This is a genomic window from Rhizobium sp. BR 317, from assembly GCF_047445835.1.
Taxonomy (GTDB): Bacteria; Pseudomonadota; Alphaproteobacteria; order Rhizobiales; family Rhizobiaceae; genus Rhizobium; species Rhizobium paranaense.
Window position 1 is genome coordinate 218520 of record NZ_JARWLB010000006.1, and the last position, 23485, is coordinate 242004.

The 23485-nt window shown below is 60.1% G+C and carries 17 protein-coding genes; 5 read left to right on the plus strand and 12 right to left on the minus strand.

The genetic code is table 11. From position 1 onward, the window contains the following. Nucleotides 1-111: 111 nt before the first annotated feature. From QD357_RS12245 to rpsU, 3 genes are all read right to left on the minus strand, one after another. A complete protein-coding gene (locus QD357_RS12245; protein ID WP_414124382.1) occupies nt 112-1191 on the minus strand; it encodes an NAD(P)/FAD-dependent oxidoreductase in 1080 nt (359 codons plus the stop codon). Nucleotides 1192-1339: 148 nt separating this feature from the next. Then, complete coding sequence (locus QD357_RS12250) at nt 1340-2215, minus strand: tetratricopeptide repeat protein (protein ID WP_107109228.1); 876 nt, start codon at nt 2213-2215, stop codon at nt 1340-1342. 138 nt (nt 2216-2353) lie between these two features. Then, on the minus strand, nt 2354-2566 hold the full coding sequence (gene rpsU, locus QD357_RS12255; RefSeq protein WP_003585885.1) for a 30S ribosomal protein S21: 213 nt from the start codon (nt 2564-2566) through the stop codon (nt 2354-2356). Nucleotides 2567-2989: 423 nt separating this feature from the next. On the opposite strand from rpsU, the gene QD357_RS12260 reads away from it, so the two are divergent. The 5 genes from QD357_RS12260 to QD357_RS12280 are packed head-to-tail and all read left to right on the plus strand — an operon-like array spanning nt 2990 to nt 8577. Further along, a complete protein-coding gene (locus QD357_RS12260) occupies nt 2990-4243 on the plus strand; it encodes a sarcosine oxidase subunit beta family protein (protein ID WP_107109227.1) in 1254 nt (417 codons plus the stop codon). Further along, nucleotides 4243-4662, plus strand: a complete 420-nt coding sequence (locus QD357_RS12265) for a hypothetical protein (RefSeq protein ID WP_107109226.1) — start codon at nt 4243-4245, stop codon at nt 4660-4662. The genes QD357_RS12260 and QD357_RS12265 overlap by 1 nt, the downstream gene beginning before the upstream one ends. A 15-nt stretch (nt 4663-4677) precedes the next feature. Then, nucleotides 4678-5043, plus strand: a complete 366-nt coding sequence (locus QD357_RS12270) for a sarcosine oxidase subunit delta (protein ID WP_107109225.1) — start codon at nt 4678-4680, stop codon at nt 5041-5043. Beyond that, nucleotides 5040-8036 (plus strand): sarcosine oxidase subunit alpha, encoded by a 2997-nt coding sequence (locus QD357_RS12275; protein WP_107109224.1) that lies wholly within the window; start codon nt 5040-5042, stop codon nt 8034-8036. The genes QD357_RS12270 and QD357_RS12275 overlap by 4 nt, the downstream gene beginning before the upstream one ends. Further along, complete coding sequence (locus tag QD357_RS12280) at nt 8029-8577, plus strand: sarcosine oxidase subunit gamma (protein ID WP_107109223.1); 549 nt, start codon at nt 8029-8031, stop codon at nt 8575-8577. Before QD357_RS12275 ends, QD357_RS12280 begins: the two co-directional genes overlap by 8 nt. Nucleotides 8578-9065: 488 nt before the next feature. Here the strand turns inward: QD357_RS12280 and QD357_RS12285 are convergent, their stop codons facing one another. From QD357_RS12285 to QD357_RS12325, 9 genes are all read right to left on the minus strand, one after another. Beyond that, nucleotides 9066-9554 (minus strand): MaoC family dehydratase, encoded by a 489-nt coding sequence (locus QD357_RS12285; RefSeq protein WP_107109221.1) that lies wholly within the window; start codon nt 9552-9554, stop codon nt 9066-9068. A 68-nt stretch (nt 9555-9622) separates the two neighbouring features. Next, nucleotides 9623-11596 (minus strand): glycogen debranching protein GlgX, encoded by a 1974-nt coding sequence (gene glgX / locus QD357_RS12290; RefSeq protein ID WP_107109220.1) that lies wholly within the window; start codon nt 11594-11596, stop codon nt 9623-9625. Nucleotides 11597-11893: 297 nt separating this feature from the next. After that, nucleotides 11894-13522, minus strand: a complete 1629-nt coding sequence (locus QD357_RS12295; RefSeq protein ID WP_107109219.1) for an alpha-D-glucose phosphate-specific phosphoglucomutase — start codon at nt 13520-13522, stop codon at nt 11894-11896. A gap of 4 nt (nt 13523-13526) precedes the next feature. Beyond that, nucleotides 13527-14969 (minus strand): glycogen synthase GlgA, encoded by a 1443-nt coding sequence (glgA, locus tag QD357_RS12300; RefSeq protein WP_107109218.1) that lies wholly within the window; start codon nt 14967-14969, stop codon nt 13527-13529. Between the two features lie 3 nt (nt 14970-14972). After that, nucleotides 14973-16235 (minus strand): glucose-1-phosphate adenylyltransferase, encoded by a 1263-nt coding sequence (gene glgC, locus QD357_RS12305; RefSeq protein ID WP_414124383.1) that lies wholly within the window; start codon nt 16233-16235, stop codon nt 14973-14975. 26 nt (nt 16236-16261) lie between these two features. Then, nucleotides 16262-18469 (minus strand): 1,4-alpha-glucan branching protein GlgB, encoded by a 2208-nt coding sequence (gene glgB / locus QD357_RS12310; RefSeq protein WP_107109216.1) that lies wholly within the window; start codon nt 18467-18469, stop codon nt 16262-16264. Continuing rightward, nucleotides 18466-20928, minus strand: a complete 2463-nt coding sequence (locus tag QD357_RS12315; protein ID WP_414124384.1) for a glycogen/starch/alpha-glucan phosphorylase — start codon at nt 20926-20928, stop codon at nt 18466-18468. The genes glgB and QD357_RS12315 overlap by 4 nt, the downstream gene beginning before the upstream one ends. 297 nt (nt 20929-21225) lie before the next feature. Next, nucleotides 21226-22473: a vWA domain-containing protein gene (locus QD357_RS12320; RefSeq protein WP_107109214.1), complete on the minus strand. Its 1248-nt coding sequence runs from the start codon at nt 22471-22473 to the stop codon at nt 21226-21228. Nucleotides 22474-22602: 129 nt separating this feature from the next. Further along, complete coding sequence (locus tag QD357_RS12325; RefSeq protein ID WP_107109213.1) at nt 22603-23484, minus strand: transglutaminase family protein; 882 nt, start codon at nt 23482-23484, stop codon at nt 22603-22605. Nucleotide 23485: the final 1 nt, after the last annotated feature.

Below are 23485 nucleotides of genomic sequence, written 5' to 3' on the forward strand. Positions count from 1 at the left end.
GCTCGGTAAATTGCGTTGCAACATATGAAAAGTCACCGTCGTTAAATCGTAAATGATACCAGACACTTTGGAGGTGAGCGGCATCGGTTTGAGGTTAGGATGTACGAGTCATTAGCCTGTCGCCGCAAATCGGGACAGGCGGAATGGCGCAAGCTCAGGGTTGAGATTCCCGTCGACAATCTCCGCCGCCGCAAGCGAGCCGACAAGCGGCGCCAGCGTCACGCCGGAATGCAGGACGGCGAGATAAAGGCCCGGCGCGGCATCGACCCCGCMGATGATCGGGAAACCGTCTTTCGGGGTCGGCCGATAGCCGACCGTATAAAAATCGAGTTCGAGCTTGTCGCCGCCGCGCAGCATGGCTTTGACCTTGGCAAAAAGTTCGTCGGCGGCCTTTTGCGGTTCGTCGCCTGGATCGGTACCGCCGAAATCGCTGCCGGCAATGATCCGGCCTTCCATCGTCTGGCGCATATGCAACTCTGACGCTAGGACGAGGCCATTCAGCAATCGCGGAACGGGACGGGAATGAACGATCAGGCCCGGCGGCGTTTCGACTGGCACATCGATGCCGACGGATGCAGCGAGTGCTGCCGTGCCGCCGCCGGCAGCAAGAACGACATGATCGGCAAGCAGCGCTCCATTGGCCGTTTCAACGCCGATGATCCTGCCGTTCTCCCGTAAGAGCCGCCTAACCTCTGCGCCATAGGACAGCGTCGCACCGTGGCGGGCGGCATCCTCCAACAGCAAATTGGCGGCGGCAACCGGCTCGACGGCGCCTTCTTCGGCGACATGCAGCGCAAACGCAGGCGGATTGGCGAGATTGGGTTCGAGAGCGGCGCTTGTTTCGCGATCGACTCGCCGCAGACCATAGCCCCAACCGCCCTGCCGCGTGGCATAGGCCTCCAATTCGGCTTCCGGCAGATCCCAGCAGAGCCCGCCGCACCAGGAAAGCGGCAGGCCGGGAACGTCAGCCGCCAGCCGCGACCATTCCGCCATCGAGCGGCGACGGAAATGGAAATAGAATTCGGGATTGCCCCAACTGGCATTGATCCAGGCGAAAGAACGCGGCGTCGCCTCGCCGCCGGCATTTGCCGCGATCACCGTGACGGATGCGCCCTTGCGCGCCAAATGCCAGGCGATGGAAGCGCCGATGATGCCGGCGCCGACGACGATGATTTTCTGAGGAGGAGGCATGCGCGTCTCTCGTCCGATAAGGTCGGAGGGAGACTATGCGTTCAACAGCGCAAAGAAAAGCCGCCGGACGGATGATCGCGCGGCGGCCCACTGTTGTTCTCTGGCAGTTGTGGCAGAAAAAGCGCCATGCGCTTTTCCTGCAACTATTTTAGGCGCCCGCCCCGACGCGCGCCAGACCATCTTTGGCCGGCTGGTAGCTCGGATCGAGGTTGACGGCATGCTGATAGGAACGGCGGGCCTTGGCCTTGTCGCCACGACGCTCATAAACGAAGGCCTGGTTGGCCCAGGATTCGGCGACCTTGTTGTTGAGGTCGATCGCGTGGTTGAAATCGGCGAAGGCGTTGTCGTCGTCGTTCTGCGCGAGATAGGAGATACCGCGGCTGTTATAGGGCTCGGGCGAATTCGGCGAGAGCGAGATTGCCTTGGAGAAGTCGTCGATCGCCTTATCCTGCTGATTACGCTTCTGATAGATCACGCCGCGGCCGTTATAGGCGCGGCCATCCGTCGTGCCGAGGCTGATCGCCTTGGAGTAATCGTTGAACGCGTCGTTGTCGCGGCCGGACTGACGATAGAGATTGCCGCGGCCGATATAGGCGACGTCATAATTGGAATTGATCTGCAGCGCGGCATTATAATCAGCGACTGCTTCCGGTAGCTTGCCCATGTTGCGATAGATGAGCGCGCGGTTGGCATAGGCCTGATAGAACTTCGGATTGATCTGGATAGCCTGGTTGAAGTCTGCCAGGGCTCGACTGAATTCGCCGCCGCGGCCATAGGCCGTGCCGCGGACGTTATAGCCTTCCGGATCCTGCGGATTGGCATTGATGACCGAGGTCAGCGACGCAATGTTTTCCGAAGAGCCCTGCGCCTTGTCGATGCGGATCACCGTATCGGTGGAGGCGGTCTGGCAGCCGGAAAGGCCGATTGCAGCGAGAAGAGCCAAAGCGGGCACAGCAGCGGCGCGCTTCGAAACAAAAAAAGACAGTTTCGAAGAGCGGAACTGTTTGGACGTCGTGATTGCCATTATCGGGTTCGCTTTCCCCATGCGTTATATCAGGCTGTTTTGATTAATTCCGTTTGCCCGGACAATAAATCAAAAAGGCGGCGGCGAAACGACTCGCCCCCGCCAGACATGCATCTGAAAACGTCGAAAAAACGACGATTAGCGTGCGACCAGACCTTCGCGCTGTGCACGCTTGCGCGCCAGCTTGCGAACACGGCGAACAGCTTCTGCCTTCTCGCGAGCACGCTTCTGCGACGGCTTTTCGTAATAGTCGCGCATCTTCATTTCGCGGAAAATACCTTCGCGCTGCATCTTCTTCTTGAGAGCGCGGAGAGCCTGATCGACATTGTTATCGCGGACAAGTACCTGCACGAGAATCACGTTCCTTTGGTTTGGTTGATGCCAGCGGCAACTGCAGCGCCAAGAGGCAAAACAATAACGTTCGCGCGGCCGCAGCCTTGCGATTGGTAAGGCGAGATAGCAGATCGGTTTGTCAAAGTCTAGCCGGATCGTGAGTTTACGGAGGAAAAAGCCGTTGTCGAGCGTGAATTGAGCCGGCGGCGGCGTCTCCGACATGCTTATGTCCGGATCATAGTGGTTTGTTCCCTGGCACCACAAGCGGGCTGAGCGCCAACCCAAGAATCAAATGGAATGCGGCGACCTGTTTCACTATTCTTTTTAACCGTGTCGAAAGGCGGTCCTGATTGCGTCGCAAAAGAGCCGTTGCGTCGGTTTTTGATTTGCGATTTGTATGTCCCATTAAAAGGGCTTGATCCCTGAAGGAGTTGAGGGCGAATGCGTAAATACTCGGTCTTTGCCGTGGCACGGGAAGCAATGCGGGCTCACAAGGGGTGGGAGGCCCAGTGGAGTTCGCCGGAGCCGCGCAAGGAGTATGACGTCATCATCATCGGCGCCGGCGGTCATGGCCTGGGCGCGGCCTATTACCTTGCCAAGGAACATGGCATCACCAATATTGCAGTTCTTGAAAAGGGTTGGCTTGGCGGTGGCAACACCGGTCGTAACACGACCATCATCCGCTCGAACTATCTCTACGAAGAGAGCATGCACATTTACGAGCATTCGATGAAGCTCTGGGAGGGGCTTTCTCAGGATCTCAATTACAATGTCATGTATTCGCCGCGCGGCGTGATGATGCTGTCGCACAATATCCACGACCAGCAGTCCTTCAAGCGGCATATCAATGCCAACCGGCTCTATGGCATCGACAATGAATGGCTGACGCCGGAGCAGGCCAAGGCTTACTGTCCGCCGCTCGATATTTCGAAGACGGCGCGCTACCCGATCAATGGTGCTGCGCTGCAGCGCCGCGGCGGTACGGCCCGTCACGATGCGGTTGCCTGGGGATTTGCCCGCGCGGCCTCGGATCGCGGCGTGCACATCATCCAGAATTGCGAAGTGACTGGTATCCAGCGCGGGCCAGATGGCCGGGTGACCGGCGTCGACACGACGCGCGGCTTCATCGGCGCCAAGAAGATCGGCGTTTCGGCGGCTGGCCACACCACGGTTGTCATGCAGATGGCCGGTGTACGCGTGCCGCTGCAGTCGAGCCCGCTGCAGGCGCTCGTCTCCGAACCGCTGAAACCGATTTTCCCCTGCGTCGTCATGTCGAACACGGTGCATGCCTATATTTCGCAGTCCGACAAGGGCGAACTCGTCATCGGCGCGGGCACGGACCAGTACAATTCCTATAGCCAGACCGGCGGCCTGCAGATCATCACCCACACGCTGGATGCGATCTGCGAGCTGTTCCCGATGTTCCGCCGCGTCAAGATGATGCGCTCCTGGGGCGGCATCGTCGACAACACGCCGGACCGTTCGGCGATCCAATCGAAGACGCCGGTGCCGGGGCTCTATGTCAATTGCGGCTGGGGTACGGGTGGCTTCAAGGCGACGCCGGGCTCTGCCAATCTCTTCGCCCACCTGATTGCCCGCGATGAGCCGCACAAGTTCAATGCTGGGCTGAATCTGGAACGCTTCCGCACCGGTCGTTTGATCGACGAGGCGGCAGCCGCCGCCGTGGCGCACTGATGCCGACGGCGGTCGGGATTTTTCTTGCGGCAGGGCTTTCACTGCCGGCAGGAACGATTGTGACCGCAGTCAACGATCTCGTTCCAGGGGCCAAGGATTTTCGTATGCAGGTGATCCACAAGGCGAAGGATGAGGCCGATTGGCCCTTCATGGCTGAAAGTGGCGTGCTTGCCTGTGCCAAGGTGCTGAACAAGCCGGCCGTTTATTTCGTGCCGGAGCAGAAACCGGAGGCAACGCGGGCTTTCGCGCTTGATACGGATCTGCTGGGCATGAGCCTGGTCAATCTGGGAATGACCAACGTGCTGAAACCCTACGGATCGCTGGACGCGCTGCTGAAGCGCATAACACCTTTCGTCACCATGGGACGGCAGCTCTGCGCACAGCCTCCCGGCACAAGCCTTTCGGGCTCCGAGCTTTAACACAGGTAGAAAACGATGTTGCTGATTTACTGCCCCTATTGCGAGGAAGAGCGTTCGGAACTCGAATTCCGCAACGCCGGCGATGCGCATATTGTGCGGCCGGCCAATATTGCCGGGATCTCGGATGAGGAGTTCGAGGAATATTTCTTCCTGCGCGACAATCCGAAGGGTCTGATCTTCGAGCGCTGGCGGCATATCCATGGCTGCGGCCGCTTCTTCAACGCTGCGCGCGACACGGTGAGCGACCGCTTTTACCGGAGTTACAAGGCGGGCGAGCCGAAGCCCGATATTTCGACGCTGCTGCCCGCAGCCCCTGAGCCGGTGGCGCAAGACCAAAATGTACAAGAACAAACACCACAAGAAGAGGGATTCGCGAAATGAGCGGCGCCAACCGTATTGCGGGCAAGGGCCGTCTGACGCCGGCCAGAACCGCTCGCTTCACCTTTGACGGCAAAAGCTACACGGCGCTCGAGGGCGATACCGTCGCCTCGGCGCTGCTTGCCAACGGCATTCATCTCGTTGGCCGCTCGTTCAAGTATCACCGTCCGCGCGGCATCCTGTCGGCCGGCGCGGAAGAGCCCAACGCGTTGCTCGACATCTCCCGCGATTCGGCCCGCCGCCAGCCCAACGTGCGCGCCAGCGTCCAGGAAGTCTTCGACGGCATGAAGGTGCAGTCGCAGAATCGTTGGCCGTCTCTCGCCTTCGATATCGGCGGCGTCAACAATCTCATGTCGCCCTTCTTCGCCGCGGGCTTCTACTACAAGACCTTCATGTGGCCGAAGGCGGCCTGGAAGCATATTTACGAGCCCTTCATTCGCCGCGCGGCCGGTCTCGGCGTGGCGCCGACGGAGGAAGATCCGGATCATTATGCCAGCCGCTATGCCCATTGCGACGTGCTGGTGGTCGGCGCCGGCATTGCCGGTCTTTCGGCAGCACTTGCGGCAGCAGAGACAGGCGCCAAGGTCATCCTCTGCGACGAACAGGCGGAAGCGGGCGGCTCGCTGCGCTTTGACGCCAGCGTCAAGATCGATGGTGTCGAGGGCTATGTCTGGGCCCAGGATGTCGTCGCCAAGCTCCAGTCGATGGACAATGTGGAAGTGCTGACCCGCACGACGGCTTTCGGCTATTACAACCACAATTTCATCGGTCTTGCCGAGCGTGTCACCGATCATCTCGCAAAGCCTGGCCGCAAGTTGCCGCGCGAGCGTCTGTGGCAGGTCCGCGCCAAGCGCGTCATCATGGCGACGGGTGCGATCGAGCGACATATGGTGTTCCCGAACAATGACCGTCCGGGCATCATGCTGGCATCGGCGGCGCGCACCTATCTCAATCATTACGGTGTTACCGTCGGCGCCAAGATCGGCGTCTACACGGCGCATGACTCGGCCTACGAGGCTGCCTTCGACCTGAAGCGCGCCGGCGTCTCCGTCGCTGCGATCGTCGACAGCCGTGCGCGTCCGGGCGAGGCCGTGCTTGCGGAAGCAAAGCAGCTCGGCATCGAGGTGCTGACCGACTATGCCGTTATCGACACCTCCGGCAAGCTCCGCGTCGCTTCGATGACGGTGGCGCGCAGTGGCAGCAGGGGTTCGCGCAAGATCGCGATCGACGCGCTGCTCGTTTCTGCCGGTTGGACGCCCTCCGTGCATCTGTTCTCGCAGTCGCGCGGCAAGCTGAAATTCGATGCCGAGAAGCAGCGTTTCCTGCCCGGCACCTATGTTCAGGATTGTCTTTCCGTCGGTGCTTGCAATGGCACGGACGGACTGCAGGCGGCGATCGAGGAATCGCTTGCTGCCGGCGAATTGATGGCGCGGGCTGCGGGCGCGGGTGGCGAGGGGAACAAGATCCTGCTGCACGCCGAACAGGCTTTCGAATGGACCGGCGGCATGATCGGCGCGGCAGAAGGTGCCGGGCCTGACACCAATGCCAAGGCTTTCGTCGATTTCCAGCACGATGTCTGTGCAAAGGACATCCGCCTCGCCGTGCGCGAGGGCATGCACTCGATCGAGCACATCAAGCGCTTCACCACCAATGGCATGGCGTCCGATCAGGGCAAGCTCTCCAACATGCATGGCCTGGCGATTGCCGCGGAAATGCTCGGCAAGGATATCCCGCAGGTCGGTCTCACCACCTTCCGCGCGCCCTATACGCCGGTGACCTACGGCACGTTGATCAGCCATTCGCGCGGATCGCTGTTCGACCCCGCGCGCAAGACGCCGATGCATGCCTGGGAAGAGGCACATGGCGCCATTTTCGAGGATGTCGGCAACTGGAAGCGCGCCTGGTTCTACCCGCGCGCCGGTGAAACGATGCACCAGGCCGTCGATCGCGAATGCAAAACGGCGCGTGAAGTGGCCGGCGTGTTCGACGCCTCGACGCTCGGCAAGATCGAAGTGGTCGGGCCGGATGCGGCTCAGTTCCTGAACCTGCTCTACACCAATGCCTGGGACACGCTGAAGCCCGGTCGCTGCCGCTACGGCATCATGACCCGCGAGGACGGTTTTGTTTATGACGACGGCGTCGTCGGGCGTTTGGCGGAGGACCGGTTCCATGTGACCACCACGACCGGCGGTGCGCCGCGTGTGCTGCAACACATGGAAGACTATCTGCAGACGGAATTCCCGCATCTGAAGGTATGGCTGACGTCCACGACAGAGCAATGGGCCGTTATTGCCATACAGGGGCCGAAGGCGCGTGAAATCGTCGAGCCGCTGGTCGAAGGTCAGGATCTTTCCAACGAAGCCTTCCCGCATATGAGCGTGGCCGAGTGCAAGGTCTGCGGCGTGCCGGCACGGCTGTTCCGCGTCTCCTTCACCGGTGAAGTCGGCTACGAAATCAACGTGCCAGCGGATTACGGACAGTCGGTTCTGGAAGCCATCTGGGCGCGGGCAGAGCCGTTGGGCGCATGCGCTTACGGCACTGAGACCATGCACGTACTGCGCGCCGAAAAGGGCTACATCATCGTCGGCCAGGATACGGACGGCACGGTGACGCCCGATGACGCCGGCCTTTCCTGGGCCGTCTCGAAGAAGAAGGCGGACTTTGTCGGCATTCGCGGCCTGAAGCGGATCGACCTCATGAAGGAAGGCCGCAAACAGCTCGTCGGTCTCGTCACTCGTGATCCGAAGGTGGTGCTGGAGGAGGGTGCTCAGATCGTCGCCGATCCGAATGAGCCGAAGCCGATGACTATGTTCGGTCATGTCACTTCGGCCTATTGGTCGGAAAATCTTGGCCGCTCGATCGCCTTCGCATTGGTTGCCGGTGGTCGCGAGCGCATGGGCAAGACGCTTTACGTGCCGATGCCCGATAAGACGATTGCCGTCGAAGTGACGGATCTGGTGTTCTTTGACAAGGAAGGAGGCCGGATCAATGGCTGATATCGCAACCCGTAAACTGCCGCTCGCCGGCCGTCATGGCGGCTCCGCCACAGTTCGGTTGACGCCTGCTGCGCCCGCAAGCCGTATTTCGCTGCGTGCACCGGCAGAATCGCTCGATGGTCTGTCTTCAGCGCTCGGCCTCAGCCTGCCGCGCCGGCCGAAGACGTCGGCCCGCTCCGATGGTCGCTATGCTTTGTGGCTGGGACCGGACGAATGGCTGGTCATCGACGAGAGCGGCACCGAGCTTGTCGGCGTTGCCGCTTCCGCCGGTGTTCTGCATTCGGCGGCAGATGTCTCCCATCGCAATACGGCGGTCATCGTTTCCGGCCCCGGCGCCGAAGCAACACTTGCCGGTGGGTGCCCGCAGGATTTGTCGCTGCAGGCTTTCCCAGTCGGAGCCTGCTCGCGCACGCTGTTCGGCAAGGCGGAAGTCGTGCTGCTGCGCCTCGATGACGAGACGTTCCGCGTCGAAGTTTGGCGCTCCTTCTCCGACTACGCCTTCGGTCTGTTGGCCGAGGCGGCTGAGGATGCAGCCCTTTAGGTTTGACAGGACTTCGCGCGCGAAGCTGACATAAGATAGGCTCGGTGCGTGACGCCGATAGTTGGTGGCAATCGATCTTGTTTGCCATCAATCTTTGTCGCATACTGGTTGTATTGGCTGGTTCGCAACACTCGCCTTCAATCAGCATATCGCGCTGCGCGATAAAAGGTCATGTTCATGGGCTCTGACAAGGAAAGCCTTGAAGTCGATTCCAAGTCGTGGACCGGAATAGGGGCGCAGCCGGAAGGCTCACAACCTCAGATGCAAAGTGAGTACATCGGCATAGACAATATGTGTCGTCTCGGTTTGTGGTTTAGTTTGGGGCAGATAGTTTTTCGTATAATACAACAAATTATATCTGAGGAATTTTCTCTAAGCTTTCTGTATATAAATCCGGATTTAGGTTTCTACATATTTTATATTTCATGCGCGGTGGTCGCGTTTGTCATTCTGTTCTTCAGAAAAATGTCTCGCGATTCAAAAAATCCCTAAGCCTCTTCCGGCCGATCCTTCGGATCGAACTGCGAAATGGTCGTCCATGTCGCTGTGAGCGCTGGCTTGCGCTCATTTTCAGTTTCCACGGTCACGTCATAGGTCAGCATCAGCATGCTCGCACCACGCAGCCGCGTTTCGGCGAGCTTGAAGCGGCCGCGCACCCGTGCGCCGCATTTGACCGGCGACATGAAGCGGATCTGCTCGAAGCCGTAATTGATGCCCATGGTCTGCTCGCGGATCTTAGGCAAGCCGCTGTAGTTCATTGCTGAAAGCAGTGAGAGCGTCAGGAAACCGTGGGCGATGGTGCCGCCATAGGGCGTTTCGGCCTTGGCGCGCTCGGGATCGACATGGATGAACTGATGATCGAGCGTTGCGTCGGCAAAAGTGTCGATCATCGTCTGGTCGACCGTGAGCCAGTCGGAAACGCCGATCTCGGTTCCGACCAGCTTCATGATCTCAACAAGCGAAATATCGCCGGCCATTCCATCCTCGTCGGGCTTTGCTGCTTCTTGCGATCTTTCTGGCGAATAAAACCGGAAAGTCAACGGGCTCAGTTTTCGATGAGGAAGCAGACCGAACGCGCCGGCACGGTGATCTCGTCTTGGATCGTCACCGTTTCCTTCGGGTTCAGCAGCGACCAGCCAGCTTTGCCTGAGGCTGGCAGCTTGACGTGTTGTTCTTCGTTCGCGCGGTTCAGCAGCACGGCGAGACGGGTCTTCTTGCCGCTATCGCGATCTTGCGTCCCGATTGCCATTCCGAGCAGGCGGGCATCCGGCGTCTCCCAATCGGGCACCGTCATTGCCGTGCCTCCCGCGGAAAACCAGAGGACATCACCTTTGCCGTTGAAAAACTCCATCTCGCTGAAGGCGGTAAAGCGGCGGCGGAGGCTCGCAAGCCAGGCGGTATGGCCAATCAGCTCTTCGTCCAGTGTCGCCCAGTCCATCCAGGTAATGTCGTTGTCCTGGCAATAGGCATTGTTGTTGCCGCGCTGGGTGCGCCCGCCCTCGTCGCCAGCAGTCAGCATGACCGTGCCGCGTGTGGCAAACAGCGTCGACAGCAGCGCTTCGATGTCGGTGCGGCGTTTGCCGAGGATGGTGGGATCGTCCGTCTTGCCCTCGACGCCATTGTTCCAGGAGAAGTTTTCGTTGTGGCCGTCGCGATTGTTTTCGCCGTTCGCCTCATTGTGCTTGTGTCCGTAGGAGACGATATCCATCAGCGTAAAGCCGTCATGGGCGGCGAGGAAGTTGACGCTGCGGGTCTGGGTGCGGCCGTTGCGGCCGAAAAGGGAGGACGAGCCGGCGAGGATGGTGGCGATATCGCCGATCTTGTTGTGATCGCCGCGCCAGAAGCAGCGCAGATCGTCACGGGCGCGATCGTTCCATTCGAGAAAGGGAGCTGGAAAATTGCCGAGCTGATAGCCGCCGGGGCCGATATCCCAGGGTTCGGCAATCATGACGCGATCCTGAAGGACGTCATCGGCGAAGAGGGACCGCAGCGTCAGGCTTTCGGGATCGAAACCCTTGGCGGTGCGGCCGAGGACGGTGGCAAGGTCGAAACGGAAGCCGTCGATGCCGGCGTGGAGCACGAAATGACGCAGGCTGTCGATGATGAGCTGGCGTACCGCGGGCTGATCGCAAGCCACCGTATTGCCCGTGCCGGTGTCGTTGATCAGCACACCGGGCTGGTTCGGGTCATGGCGGAGATAGATCGGATTATCGAGGCCGCGCAATGACAGCGTCGAGCCTTGGCGGTCGCTTTCGCCGGTGTGGTTGAAGACGAGATCGAGGATGACGGCGATGCCCTCGGCGTGCAGCGCTGCCACCGTCTCGCGCAATTCTCTGACACCGCCGGGCGCCAAACGAGGGTCGAGCGCCATGAAAGCGACGGGATTGTAGCCCCAGCCATTGGTGAGGCCGAGCGGCGGCAGGTGCCGTTCGTCGATCCATGCGGTGATCGGCATCAGCTCGACGGCGTCGACATGCAGTCGCTTGAGATGGGCGATGACGGCAGGATGGGCGAGGGCGGCCAGTGTGCCGCGCTGTTCTGCCGGCACGTCCGGATGCAGCATGGTGAAAGGCTTGACGGCGATCTCGTAGATCAGGCCGCCCGGCTTGAACAATGGCTTGGCGGGCTTCACCGCTATATCGCGCGAGACGATCGCCTTCGGCATCAGATCCTGCGTGTCTTCGCCGAACGCGCCCAGGCGTGGATCGTAATGAAAGGGCCGGTCGATTTCCTTGGCATAGGGATCGACAAGCAGCTTCGATGGATCGAACCACAGGCCCTGATCCGGATCGTATGAACCGTGGGCGCGAAAGCCGTAGCGTGTGCCCTCTTTGGCGTCCTTCACAAATAGACGATGCGTATCGCCGTCGCGGGAGAGCGGCAGACGTGCGATTTCCTTTTGGCCCTCGCCGTCGAACAGGCAGAGTTCTATGCGCTCGGCATGTTTGGACGCGACAATAAATTCGACGCCCCAGTCGGTGAGAGTTGCACCAAGGCGGCGGGTTGTCGGCTCGGACATGTCTCGCGGGCTTTCTGGACAGCTAGAGCAATTCCAGGAAAAGTGCGCAGCGGTTTTCCGTCCGGAATTGCGTAGAAACAATAGGATAGAGCGCTGACCGCTCTAGCGTCCCCTCTCCCCGCTCCTGAGTTCATCGAAGGGCGGGGAGAGGGCTCGGGTGAGGGGCGGTGCGTTCGGCAAATTCACGGTGAATTTCGAGAAGGCCCCTCATCCGACCAGTCGCCGCTTCACTTCGTTCGGCAACTCCTGGCCACCTTCTCCCCGCATTTGCGGGGCGAAGGGGCTTAAACCTAAAACTCAGGTAATCACCGTCGGTGCATCACGGCCGGTACGGCCCTTGATATCGGCGATATCCTGGGCGGCGGCGATGAGGTCGGCAAGCGCTTCCTGGGTCTCGATGTTATGGCGGGTCGAATCCGGCTCGTAGCGCTCGATGTAGACGCGCAGGGTGGCGCCCGTCGTGCCGGTGCCGGACAGGCGGAAGACGACGCGGGAGCCGCCTTCGAACAGGATGCGGATGCCCTGATGCTGGCTGACCGATTTGTCGATCGGATCGTGATAGGCAAAGTCGTCGGCGGCGGAAACGGTGAGATCGCCGAACTTCGTGCCCGGCAGGGTCGGCAGCTTTTCGCGCAGGGCGTCGATCAGGCCGTTGGCGGCATCGGTATCGACGCCTTCGTAGTCATGGCGCGAATAATAGTTGCGGCCGTAGGTCGCCCAATGCTGGGTGACGATATCGACAACACTTTCGCCACGCACAGCGAGGATGTTGAGCCAGAGCAGCACGGCCCAGAGACCGTCCTTTTCGCGGACGTGGTTGGAACCCGTGCCGGAGCTTTCCTCGCCGCAGATCGTTGCCATGCCGGCATCGAGCAGATTGCCGAAGAATTTCCAACCGGTCGGCGTCTCGTAGATGCCGATGCCGCGCTTTTCCGCGACTCGGTCGGCAGCGCCGCTGGTCGGCATGGAGCGGGCGATGCCGGCGATGCCGTGCGAATAGCCCGGCGCCAGATTGGCGTTGGCGGCCAGGATCGCCAGGCTGTCCGACGGGGTGACGTAGATGCCCTTGCCGATAATTAGGTTGCGGTCGCCGTCGCCATCGGATGCAGCGCCGAAATCGGGCGCATCATCGCCCATCATCTCGTCATAGAGTTCTTTGCAATAGACGAGATTCGGATCGGGGTGATGGCCGCCGAAATCCGGCAGCGGCAGGAAATTGCGGACCGAACCGCCCGGCGCGCCGAGACGGATTTCGAAGATTTCCTTGGCATAGGGGCCGGTGACCGCGCTCATCGCGTCGAAGCAGAGGCGGAAGCCGAGGCTGATAAGGTTGCGGATGGCGCCGAAATCGAACAGCTCTTCCATCAGCGCGGCATAGTCTTCGACCGGGTCGATGACCGAAACGATCATGCCGCCGACGTCTTCGCGGCCGATGCGATCGAGATTGATGTCGGCGAAATCGGCGATTTTGTAGTTTTCGATGACCTTGGTGCGCTCATAGATCGCGTCGGTGATTTTTTCCGGCGCGGGGCCGCCATTGCCGATATTGTACTTGATGCCGAAATCTTCGGTCGGGCCGCCGGGATTGTGGCTGGCCGACAGCACGATGCCGCCGAATGCCTTGTATTTGCGGATGATGTTCGAGGCGGCAGGCGTGGAAAGAATACCGCCCTTGCCGACCATCACTTTGCCGAAGCCATTGGCGGCGGCCATCTTGATGGCCTTCTGAATGACTTCGCGATTGTAGAAACGGCCATCGCCGCCGATGACCAGGCACTTGCCGTGGTAGCCTTCAAGCGAATCGAAAATCGACTGGATGAAGTTCTCAGCGTAGTTCGGCTGTTGAAATACGGGAACTTTCTTCCGGAGGCCTGATGTGCCAGGCTTCTGATCCGCATAGGGTTTGGTGGGAATGGTTTTAATCATTTGATTAAGCGCCTCTCGAGACAAGGCTGGAGTAGAGGGCTGCATAGCGTTCTGCGCTCTTGCCCCAGGATACGTCGGATTTCATGCCCTGCTTTTGCATCTGCGTCCAGACCTTTCGATCCTGGAAAAGGTGCATGGCGCGGCGTACGGCTTGCAGCAGCCCATCGGCAGTGATGGGCGAAAACTGAATGCCGGTCGCGACTTTTGCCTGCAGTGCGGCGTGGTTGGCATCTATGATGGTGTCGTTGAGGCCACCCGTACGCGCAACGATCGGCAGGCAGCCATAACGTAAGCCATAAAGCTGCGTGAGGCCACAGGGTTCGAAGCGGGATGGGATGATGATGGCGTCGCAGCCAGCCTGCATCAGATGCGACATCGGTTCATTGTAGCCGGCGGAAACACCGACGCGGCCGCGATGACGACCGGCGGCGGAAAAAAGCGCGCCTTCAAGGGCGGCGTCACCCGCCCCGAGGATTGCGAGCTTGCCGCCCATTCGGACGATATCGCTGGAAATGCGGGCAAGCAGGTCCATGCCCTTCTGCCAGGTCAGGCGGCTGACGACGCAGAAAATCGGTCCGTCGTCGTTGTCGAGACCAAAATGCTCGATCACGAGCTTGCGGTTCGCGGCGCGGTCTTTCAGCGTCGTGGCTCCGTAGGTCTGCGCAATCATCGGATCGGTTTCGGGGTTCCAGATACCGTCGTCGATGCCGTTCACAATTCCGTGCAGGCTGTTGGCGCGGCTGGCAATGACGCCTTCAAGGCCCATGCCGAATTCTGGCGTCAGGATTTCCTCCGCATAGGAGGGACTGACCGTGGTGAGCGCATGGGCGGTCTGAAGCCCGCCCTTCAGGAAGCCGACATCGCCATAGTACTCGATACCTTCCATCGAAAAGGCGTGCGGAGGCAGGCGCAGACCGGGGAAGATATCCGAGCCGAACTGACCCTGGAAGGCGATATTGTGAACGGTGAGTACGCTCGGCAGTTCCGGGGTCGGATAGTAACGCATGTAGACCGGCACCATGGCCGATTGCCAGTCATGCACATGCACCAGATCCGGCCGCCAATTGGGCAGCAGGCCGGCGGCGATTTCCGCGCCGGCAAGCGACAAGGCAGCGAAGCGCTGCCAGTTGTCGGGATAGTCCTTGCCGGTGGCGTCGACATAGGGGCCGCCGCTGCGATTATAGTAGGCCGGGGCGTCGAGCACGAGAAGGGAAACCCCGTCGTGCTCGGCTTCGAAGACCGTGGCTTTCTCGCCGAGCAGGTCGGAAAATTCGAGGCAGGCCACCGGATTGCGAATGGCCTTCATGACCGCGGGATAGCCCGGGATCAGGGTCTTCGTTTCAACGCCATAGGGCTTGAGTGCGATAGGCAGGGCGCCGGCCACATCGGCCAAGCCCCCTGTCTTGATCAAAGGGAAGACTTCGGACGAAACCGAAAGAACTTTCATATGTCAGATATCCAGCTTGTCGATCATCGCCTGGGTGATCAGGCAGATACCGCTTTCCGTGCGACGGAAGCGTTTGCCGTCCAGTTCCGGATMCTCGCCGACCACCAGGCCTTCCGGAATGGTGACGCCATGGTCGATGACGACGTTCTTTAGCTGGGCGCGGCGGCCGATCTTGACGCTCGGCAGCACCACGGCCCCTTCCAGCTTGGAATAGGAGTTGGCGCGCACGCCGGTAAACAGCAGGCTGTTCGACAGGCTGGCGCCGGAAATGATGCAGTCGCCAGCAACGACGGAGGAGACGGCCGAACCGCGGCGGTCCTCGTCGTCATGGACGAATTTGGCTGGCGGCGTGATTTCGGCATAGGTCCAGATCGGCCAGGACTTGTCGTAGATGTCGAGTTCCGGCACCACGGCGGTCAGGTCGATATTGGCTTGCCAGTAGGCGTCGACCGTACCGACATCGCGCCAGTAGGCTTCGCGCTCGAAATCGGAACGCACGCAGGATTGCGTGAAGCGATGGGCCACGGCTTTGCCGTTCTTGACGATGTAAGGGATGATATCCTTACCGAAGTCGCGACTGGAATTCGGATCGGCGGCATCGCGGCGCAGGCACTCGATCAGGAATTTCGTGTGGAAGACGTAGATGCCCATCGACGCCAGCGCGAAATCGGGATTGCCGGGAATGCCCGGCGGGTCCGCCGGCTTCTCGACGAAATCGATGATCTGGTCCTTTTCGTCGACATGCATGACGCCGAAGCCGACAGCCTCCATGCGCGGCACTTCGAGGCAGCCGATGGTGACCTGCGCGCCGGAATCGACGTGCTGCTGCAGCATCCATTCATAGTCCATCTTGTAAATATGGTCGCCGGCGAGGATGACCATGTATTCCGGACCGTAGGGCTCGATGATGTCGATGTTCTGATAGACGGCGTCGGCCGTGCCTTCGTACCATTGCGTTTCGGAAACGCGCTGGCTGGCCGGCAGAATGTCGAAGCTTTCGTTACGCTCCGGGCGCAGGAAGTTCCAGCCGCGTTGCAGGTGGCGAATGAGGGAGTGCGCCTTGTATTGGGTGGCGACGCCGATGCGGCGGATACCGGAGTTCAGCGCGTTGGACAGCGCGAAATCAATGATACGAGCCTTGCCACCGAAATAGACGGCAGGTTTGGCGCGGCGGTCGGTCAGCTCTTTCAGGCGGCTGCCCCGGCCACCGGCAAGAACGTAAGCCATGGCGTCGCGTGCCAATGGCTGGATACGTTTTTCTACCATTTCATTCCTCCCTGTCTGTGATGATCTCAGAATTCCGGCTCAAGCATGATCGTCGCCAGTGGAGGTAGCGTTATCGTCGCTTGTATGCCCCCGCCCGCACTGACGGCCTGTACACGCCCGCCATTACCCTTGCCGCTGCCGCCGTAAATGTCGGCATCGGTATTCAATATCTCGCGCCACCGCCCCTCTGCTGGCAAGCGCAAGGTGTAATTCTCACGATAAACTGGCGTGAAGTTGGTGATGACCGCGACCGGCTTCTCGCCGGGCGCCTTGCGCAGCCAGGCGAAGACCGAATTCTCGAAGTCATCGACGATCAACCATTCGAAACCTTCGCCTTCGCAGTCCCGGGCATGCAATGCCGGTTTGCTGCGATAGGTGAAGTTGAGATCACGCACGAGGCGTCGCATGCCTTCATGCATGCGGTATTGCAGGAGATTCCAATCCAGTGCACGGGCTTCGCTCCACTCGCTCCATTGCGCGAATTCCTGGCCCATGAACAACAGCTTCTTGCCGGGATAGCCCCACATGAAGGCGTAGTAGGCGCGCAGGTTGGCAAATTTCTGCCAGTCGTCACCCGCCATCTTGGCGATCAGCGAACCCTTGCCGTGCACCACTTCGTCATGGGAGAGCGGCAGCACGAAATTTTCGGAGAAGGCGTAGATCAGGCCGAACGTCAGCTCGTTATGGTGATATCTGCGGTGCACGGGCTCGCGGGCGAGATAGCTCAGCGTGTCGTGCATGAAGCCCATATTCCACTTGAAGCCGAAGCCGAGGCCGCCTTCGTGGACCGGCTGCGATACTTTCGGCCAGGAGGTCGATTCCTCCGCGATGGTCATCACGCCCGGGTGCGAACCATAGAGCCTGGTGTTCATCGATTGCAGGAAGCGAACCGCCTCCAGGTTCTCGTTGCCGCCATATTCGTTCGGAATCCATTCGCCGTGCTTGCGGGAATAGTCGAGATAGAGCATCGAGGCGACGGCATCGACGCGCACGCCGTCGAGATGAAATTTCTCGGCCCAATAGAGCGCGTTGTTCTGCAGGAAGGCGAGAACTTCGGTGCGGCCGAAATTGTAGATCGCCGTGTTCCAGTCTGGATGAAAGCCCTTGCGCGGATCTTCGTGCTCGTAAAGCGCGGTGCCGTCGAACCAGCCCAGGCCGTGTTCGTCGGTCGGAAAATGCGCCGGAACCCAATCGAGGATGACGCCGATGCCGACCTTGTGACAGCCGTTGACGAAACGAGCCAAGCCTTCCGGTTCGCCGAAGCGGGCCGTCGGCGCGTAGAGGCCGGTGGTCTGATAGCCCCAGGACGGATCGTAGGGGTGTTCGGTGATCGGCAGGAATTCGATATGGGTGAAGCCCATGTCGACGCAATAGGGAATGAGGCGCGAGGCAAGCTCGTCCCAGGAGAGCATCGTGCCATCATCGCGGCGCTGCCAGGAGCCGGCATGCACCTCGTAGATCGAGATCGGCTGGCGGCGCTTGTCGACACTGGCCCAATGTTCGTGGTGTGCCGCGTCTTCCCAGACCTGGGTCATTTCGTTGGCGGTGACCGAGGCGGTCTTCGGCCGGAGTTCGCTGCGGCGGGCGAAGGGATCGGCCTTCAGTGGCAAGAGCACGCCGTCATGGCCGCGGATTTCGAACTTGTAGGCGACGCCGGCCGGAACGTCCGGCGCGAAGATTTCCCAGATGCCGGAGTCGGAGCGGAAGCGCATGACATGCCGGCGGCCGTCCCAACCGTTGAAGTCGCCGACCACCGAAACGCGCTGCGCATTCGGCGCCCAGACGGCAAAGTGAAAGCCCTGCACGCCCTCGTGCTTCAAGGGGTGGGCGCCCAACTTGTCGAACAGGCGTAGATGCGTGCCCTCGCGGACGAAGTAATCGTCCATCGGACCGAGGACCGGGCCGAAGCTATAGGGATCAGTCACCGCCCATTCGGCATCGCCGCGCCGGGCGCGATAGCGTACCGGCTGTTGTTTGGTGACCGTGATATTGCCGGAAAAGAACCCGGCTGGATCGACACAATCCAGCTCGCCGATGACGGAGCCGTCCAGCGCGGTGGCTGTGACGGCTTCTGCGCCGAGAATGAAGCAACGGGCGATGAACCCGTCATCCGTCCGATGCACGCCGAGGACGGCGAATGGATCGGAATGTGTGCCTGCGAGAATTGCAGCAATCTCGTCTGCCGAAATGTCCCTCAAGGCGGTGCCGTCAGCGGGTCTTTTCGGCTTTTTCATCCGGCTCTCCAGATTTCCTTGGCGTATTGACGAATCGTCCGATCGGAAGAGAACCAGCCCATCCGAGCGGTGTTGTTGATTGTTTTCGCATACCACTCGGAGGGCTTGGCCCAGAGGGCATCGACCTCGCGCTGGGCCGCGGCGTAGGCATCGAAATCGGCTGCGACCATGAACCAGTCATGGGCGTAGATGCCGTCGATCAGGCCGGCATAACGGCCGCGATCGTCCGGAGAGAAGACGCCCGACGCGATGGCCGAAAGCGCCTGCGCCAATTCGCGCGAACGTTCGATGACGGCGCGGGGATTGTGGCCGTCGCTGCGCAGATTGGCGACCTCGTCGGCCTTCAGACCGAAGATGACAATGTTGTCTTCGCCGACATTGTCGCGCATTTCGACGTTGGCGCCGTCCAGCGTGCCGATGGTGAGGGCGCCATTGAGGCCGAACTTCATGTTGCCGGTGCCGGATGCTTCCATGCCGGCGGTCGAAATCTGCTCGGAGAGGTCGGCGGCCGGAACCATGACCTCGGCAAGCGAAACGTTGTAGTTCGGCACGAAGACGACCTTCAGCAGGCCGCGCACCGAAGGGTCGTGATTGATGACGCGGGCGACATCGTTGATCAGCTTGATGATCAGCTTGGCGTTGTGATAGCTCGGCGCCGCCTTCCCGGCGAAGAGCTTTACGCGCGGCTGCCAGTCCAGTTCCGGGTGCGAGCGAATCTGGTCATAGAGCGCGATGGCTTCGATGATATTCAAAAGCTGGCGCTTGTATTCGTGGATGCGCTTGATCTGGATGTCGAACATTGCATCGGGATCGAGCTTGATGCCCATGCGGCTGGCGACGAGATTGGAAAGCTGCACCTTGTTGGCGCGTTTAACGGCGGCGAACTTCTCCTGGAAGGCGCTGTCGCGGGCAAACTGGTCGAGCGGCTTCAGCTTCTCCGCATCGTCGAGGAACGCGTCGCCGATGGTTTCGCGAATGAGACCGGTCAGGCCGGGATTGCATTGCATCAGCCAGCGACGCGGCGTGATGCCGTTGGTCTTGTTGTTGATGCGATCAGGATAGAGTTTGTGAAGGTCGGAGAAGACAGTGACCTTCATCAGATCGGTATGGAGCGCCGAGACGCCGTTGATCGAGTGCGAGCCGACGAAGGCGAGATTGCCCATGCGCAGGCGGCGGTCGCCGTTTTCATCGATCAGCGAGATCGAGCGGATTTCCGCGTCGCTGAAATTGCGAGCCTTGCGGGCTTCGACCAGGATCTTGGCATTGATCGCATAGACGATCTGCATGTGGCGGGGCAGCAGCCGTTCGAACAGCGGCACCGGCCAGCTTTCCAGCGCTTCGGGGAGAAGCGTGTGGTTGGTGTAGCCGAAGGTGTTGCGGGTGATATCCCAGGCGGCGTCGAACTCGAGGCCGTGAACATCGACCAGAAGGCGCATCATTTCGGCGACGGAGACGGCCGGATGGGTATCGTTCAGTTGGATTGCGACCTTGTCGGCGAGATTGGTCAGATCGTCATATTGCTGCAGATGGCGGCGCAGGATGTCTTGCAGCGAGGCGGACGAGAAGAAGAATTCCTGGCGCAGACGCAGTTCCTGGCCGGCGGGCGTCGCATCGGCCGGATAAAGAACGCGGGTCAGGCTTTCCGCCTTGTTGCTTTCGCGGAGTGCGCCGATATKGTCGCCGGCGTTGAAGGCGTCGAGCAGGATCGGGTCGATCGGCTGTGCCGACCAAAGGCGCAGCGTGTTGACCCGCTTGGCGCGCCAGCCGACGACGGGCGTATCGAAAGCGGCGGCGATGACGCGCTCGGCCGGCTTCCAGACATAGCGCGGCTGGTCGTCATGGCCGCTGACGAATTCGACGGCGCCGCCGAAGCCGATTTCATAGGCGCTTTCCTGACGCTCGAATTCCCAAGGGTTACCGTGGGCAAGCCAGGTTTCTGGCAGTTCAACTTGCCAGCCGTCGGCCATCTGCTGGCGGAAAAGGCCGTGGACATAACGAATGCCGTAGCCATAGGCCGGCACATCCACCGTCGCCATGGATTCCATGAAGCAGGCGGCGAGGCGGCCAAGGCCGCCATTGCCGAGCGCTGCGTCAGGCTCAAGGCCGGCGATGACGCGGATGTCGACGCCGAGTGAGGAGAGCGCATTGGTGATCTCCTCCATCAGGCCGAGGTTCGAAACGGCATCGCGCATCAGGCGGCCGATGAGGAATTCGAGAGATAGATAGTAGACGCGCTTGGCACCGGTCTCATACACCTTGCGGGTCGAATCCATCCACTTGTCGATGACGCGGTCGCGAATGACGAGGATCGTCGCCGTCAGCCAATCGTGCGGCTTGGCGACTTTTGCATCCTTGCCGATGCGATAGGTCAAGCGCTCGATGATTTCTTCCGCAAGGATTTCCGGCTGAGAACTGCGGGGCGCCGGAACGGGGAGATTGGCCTTGGTCAAGTTATTCATACTATCAAGTCTCGCCATTTGTGATTTATATTCAGGGCGTTACGCCTCATAAATCAAATTGCCATCGCCTTTACCTAGCAGTTTATGCACCGATGTAAAGGCGTTGCAACAAGTGAATTAGGCAGATGCGAAAATACCGGGCAAACGCCCTCAAAGCGCTAAAAAGACTTGATTCCGATTGTTTTTCCGGCTCTTATCCGCGGATTAGTTAACAAGCGAAAGCCGCCCCGAATTATTCTGGGCGGCTTTCGTTTTTTACGATCTATTTGTGGCTTCCGGTGCTTCGCGCACCGGTTGTTATTTGGTCAGAAGCGTCATTTTCTTTGACGCCTGTGTAGCAATTGACGAGAAGGCGTTGAACAGGTCTGCGGCATTCTGCGGTGTGAAGTAATCGGCGGCTGATGTTGCGCAATACTTCAGCAGAGCTTGGCCGTTTGCTGGCGCCATGAAGGCGATCGTATAGACGTGGATGCCGGCGTTGCGTGCGATATCGCATTGAGCCTTGGTGTTCGTGTCGGCGCTTGCCACGTTGTTATCGCCGTCCGTCATGAAGACGATGTATGTGGACGGGTTTGTCTGGCCGTTCTTGTTTTTATGCTGCAACTGCTCGTTCGTGAGCCCAGGCGTCGTCGATGCCATTGTGAGGGCGGTCACCGCAGCCGTGAATGCGGGCGCCGAGTTCGTCGTGCCGCTTGCCGTCAGGTTGTTGACATATTGGGTGACGCCGCTGGTGCCCCAGGCAAGCGCCGTCGGCGTCTGGGCGTTGGAGTTATAGGAGTCGGCACCGGTGCGAACATACATGCTGTTCGGATCGGCGGTGTTCAATTGCGTCGCCAGGTTCGCGGTCGCGATCTTCAGCGATTGGATCTTCGTGTAGTAATTGGGCTGCGTACCTGTGCAGGTGCTGGTGACAGTCTTGCCCTTCGAGTTGGTCGTCGTGCAGGCATATGTGTAGGTCGTCGTCGGCTGTTGCGCATTGACGGTGTCGGTTGGTTCGTCCATCGAGCCGGAACGGTCGAGAACGAAATACATGGACAGCGGGCTCTTTTGAGTTTGCGCTGGATCGTTGCCGCTGGCGGACCTGCTCGACGCGCCGACGTTCATCGTGGTGAAGCCGAGCATGCGTGTCATGCCGTTCACCTGCATGGCATAAGACGCGTTCACGACGACGGAATAGCTGGCATTGCCCGAAGAATCGGTCGTCTTCGTCACTGTTGCGGTGGTGCCGGCCTTCAGCGCGCTGGCGGCACTCGTATCGCCGGCAAGATAGTTCGACATCTGTCCGGTCACGAAGTTAGCGGCCAGTTGCTGAGCGTTGGATGTTGTCGCACTACCATTGGCAAGCGCCGTTGCCGTAGCAAGCGCCGCAGCATCGGTCGCCTCCTGTAGCTGGCTGTTGGTAACCGCCATGTTGGAAACATCGACCGCGACGCCTGCAGCGGCGGCGAGGACGGGAATAGCGAGTGCGGTCAATATGCCGAAATTGCCAGCACGATCACGCAAAAGATGTTGAATGCCACGAAATTTGCCCGAACAAGTGATCATCACGTCCGCCCAAAAAGAATAAGCCCCAGGACTGCGACTGTGGGCGAAAACTCTAAGGGCGGCGTTGAGATGATCATTCGACTTTTAGCGAATGACGCGAATATTTCCGATTTAGGGTTGTATTCGAAATTACTGCTTTAATGGAATGACGTCGACGGCTTGCACCGTCTTTTGAGTTCCATAGCTCTTCAATACGCCGATAACAGGGGCGACGTCGGAATAGTCGCGGCCGTAGGCGACGACGATATGGTCTGTTCCGGCAGGGATATTGTTGGTCGGATCGAGCTCGATCCAGCCCGCCGTTTCACCGCACCAGATGCGCACCCAGGCATGCATGGCGTCGGCCCCTTCCAGGCGTTCCTTGCCCGGCGGCGGAATGGTGCGCAGGAAGCCGCTGACATAGCCGGCCGGGATGCCGAGGCTGCGCAATGCGATGATCATCACATGCGTGAAATCCTGACAGACGCCGCGCTTCAGGCGGAACGCCTCTTTCGGCGTGGTGTCGACCGTCGTCGCCTTGGGGTCGTAGACGAAATCCTTATGGATCTGGGCGCAGACGGCGTGGGCGATCTGCATTACCGTCAGACCGGTCGTCGCCCATTGCCGGGCATAGTCGGTGATCTCGGTCGTCTCCGGCAGACGCGGGCTTGTGCCGATGAAATGATGTGGTGAGGATGGCTCGATCGACCAGCAATCGCTTAACTCTTCCGGCAGTTTGGCGAGTACGGGCGAGAAGTCGGCGGAAACCGGCTGGCTCTCCACCTGCACCCGCGCCTGCATGCGGATATCGAGCTTTTCATGCGGATTGCGCACCAGGATCGAGGTCGCGGGATGCTGGAAAAAATCCGTGAAGTTCGACTGCTCGTCCGGATGCGGGGTGACCTTCAGCGAGCCGGCAATCAAGCGCTGGCGGTTGGTCAGAGACAGCGGCAGCACCCGCACGATATGACGAGCGCCGCTGGCCGGTACGTCGTAGATATAGCCCATGTGCAGCGACAGGTCGTAGAGCATC

Excerpts from the sequence above, each read along its gene's own strand:
- QD357_RS12295 (WP_107109219.1), bottom strand. The coding sequence starts at position 13,522 with ATGATTAAAACCATTCCCACCAAACCCTATGCGGATCAGAAGCCTGGC.
- glgA (WP_107109218.1), bottom strand. The coding sequence starts at position 14,969 with ATGAAAGTTCTTTCGGTTTCGTCCGAAGTCTTCCCTTTGATCAAGACA.
- QD357_RS12265 (WP_107109226.1), top strand. The coding sequence starts at position 4,243 with ATGCCGACGGCGGTCGGGATTTTTCTTGCGGCAGGGCTTTCACTGCCG.
- QD357_RS12280 (WP_107109223.1), top strand. The coding sequence starts at position 8,029 with ATGGCTGATATCGCAACCCGTAAACTGCCGCTCGCCGGCCGTCATGGC.
- glgB (WP_107109216.1), bottom strand. The coding sequence starts at position 18,469 with ATGAAAAAGCCGAAAAGACCCGCTGACGGCACCGCCTTGAGGGACATT.
- QD357_RS12275 (WP_107109224.1), top strand. The coding sequence starts at position 5,040 with ATGAGCGGCGCCAACCGTATTGCGGGCAAGGGCCGTCTGACGCCGGCC.
- QD357_RS12325 (WP_107109213.1), bottom strand. The coding sequence starts at position 23,484 with ATGCTCTACGACCTGTCGCTGCACATGGGCTATATCTACGACGTACCG.
- QD357_RS12320 (WP_107109214.1), bottom strand. The coding sequence starts at position 22,473 with ATGATCACTTGTTCGGGCAAATTTCGTGGCATTCAACATCTTTTGCGT.
- QD357_RS12250 (WP_107109228.1), bottom strand. The coding sequence starts at position 2,215 with ATGGCAATCACGACGTCCAAACAGTTCCGCTCTTCGAAACTGTCTTTT.
- QD357_RS12270 (WP_107109225.1), top strand. The coding sequence starts at position 4,678 with ATGTTGCTGATTTACTGCCCCTATTGCGAGGAAGAGCGTTCGGAACTC.
- QD357_RS12260 (WP_107109227.1), top strand. The coding sequence starts at position 2,990 with ATGCGTAAATACTCGGTCTTTGCCGTGGCACGGGAAGCAATGCGGGCT.
- QD357_RS12285 (WP_107109221.1), bottom strand. The coding sequence starts at position 9,554 with ATGGCCGGCGATATTTCGCTTGTTGAGATCATGAAGCTGGTCGGAACC.
- glgX (WP_107109220.1), bottom strand. The coding sequence starts at position 11,596 with ATGTCCGAGCCGACAACCCGCCGCCTTGGTGCAACTCTCACCGACTGG.